At 44.6% G+C, this 1,509-nt stretch carries 1 protein-coding gene; it reads right to left on the bottom strand.

Annotated elements, in window-relative coordinates; all coding sequences use genetic code 11:
• Window positions 1-579 precede the first annotated feature (579 nt).
• Window positions 580-1,266 (bottom strand): SapC family protein, encoded by a 687-nt coding sequence (locus Q0174_RS00720; protein ID WP_298040955.1) that lies wholly within the window; start codon window positions 1,264-1,266, stop codon window positions 580-582.
• Window positions 1,267-1,509: the final 243 nt, after the last annotated feature.

Below are 1,509 nucleotides of genomic sequence, written 5' to 3' on the forward strand. Positions count from 1 at the left end.
CGATAATCTTGGGCGAGAGGTCGGATACTCGCCTGCTAGAACGGCTCGCGGCGGCGGTTTTTAAACTGCTGCCCGCCTGCGTGTTCGGTAAATTTGGCCGCTTAGCGGCGCAAGTATCGCCCGCGCGATGATAAATGCGGCTAGCAGCGACGCGCGTGGCGTACAAATCTACGAGCCGCGGGAATTTCTATAAATCGCGTATGAAATTTCGGCGCAAGAGTAGGATTAAATTTAAAACTAAAGTTTTAGGTAGTGTGGATAAAATTTTATAAATTGATCTGCTTAAATTAAATTTTAAATTTAATAGAATTTTATAGTAAAATTTCTCGCTTGAAATTTTAAGCGTGGAATCTTGCGTACTGTGTTGTTGCAAAATTTTTGCTATAAAACCCTATGCTAAAATTTTAGGACTAAATTTGCGGTGTATTTAGTTTAGCCGCGAATAAAGCCTCCTAGGGCTTCAAGCTCGCATGCGGTTATGGCAACTTCAAGCCCCGAAACGATCGTAAGTTTTGCAAGTTTTATAAATCCGCGATATTAAATCCTAAAAATTATGAGCTACTTAGGAGGCGAAAACGTCTATTTTTTCGCTTCTTTCGGCGCGGTCGGCGGGTCGAGCTGCATGATCTTATCGCCCAGGCGCTGAAAATTTGAAAGGCTCCTTAGATGGTAATAAGCTAGCTCCAGATATCCGCGTCGCGCGAAGTCCGCGAGCTTTTTATCGCTTAGCTTCGAAAGCTTTTCGCGATCGACGACCGAAAAGCCGTTTAGCAAGGACGCGCTTTTACCGTCCGAGTTCATGCCGAGCTCCTTGGCTTCTAAAATCCCCGCCTTTTGAAATTCCGCCGCCGCAACGCGCGTGCGCATGTCTAAATCGGCGTAATTTTTCATCACCTCTTTTAAATTTTCCAAAAACGGCGTCGGCTTGCCGTCTTTAAAAAGCGCCTCGCCCCCGCCTTTGATCTGCTGTGCGTCCTCATCGAAACAGATCGCGGTCTGCTCGCCGATCTGGGCCAGGAAAAACGGATAATTCTGCACCGAGGAGGGCACCGTCCCTTTATAATCCTTATCGATTAAGACGTTTTTGGTGCGTCCTAGCAGCGCCACCATTCTGGGCTCTTTTTCGATAGTAAATACGATGACTAGGCTCTCTGCGCAATATGGGATCTCCGGCGCGATAACCGGCACGAAAGGCGCGGTGGGAAATGCGTCTGCGTGATACTTCAAATCCGCGTGTTTAACGCTATCTAATACGACTGGGGTCATGTTGATCCTTTAAAAAATTTATACAATTATATAAAAAATAATATTAAAATTCTAAAGGGTTTTAAAATTTCGCCTGTTTTGTTCGCAAAAATTCAAACCTTTGGAATTTTAAATTTGATAGAATTACCGTTAAATTTAAAGGAGCGCAGATGGATTTAAACGAGCTTTTAGCGCTTGCTGAGGACGCCGCAAAAAAGGCAAACGCCGCGATAATGCAAAATTACGACAAATTCGATGTTTTCG

This window comes from uncultured Campylobacter sp. (assembly GCF_937996225.1).
In the GTDB taxonomy this organism is placed as follows: Bacteria; Campylobacterota; Campylobacteria; order Campylobacterales; family Campylobacteraceae; genus Campylobacter_B.

What these genes read in the sequence shown, in the direction of transcription:
- Q0174_RS00720 (WP_298040955.1), bottom strand. Translation starts at nt 1,266, where the DNA reads ATGACCCCAGTCGTATTAGATAGCGTTAAACACGCGGATTTGAAGTAT.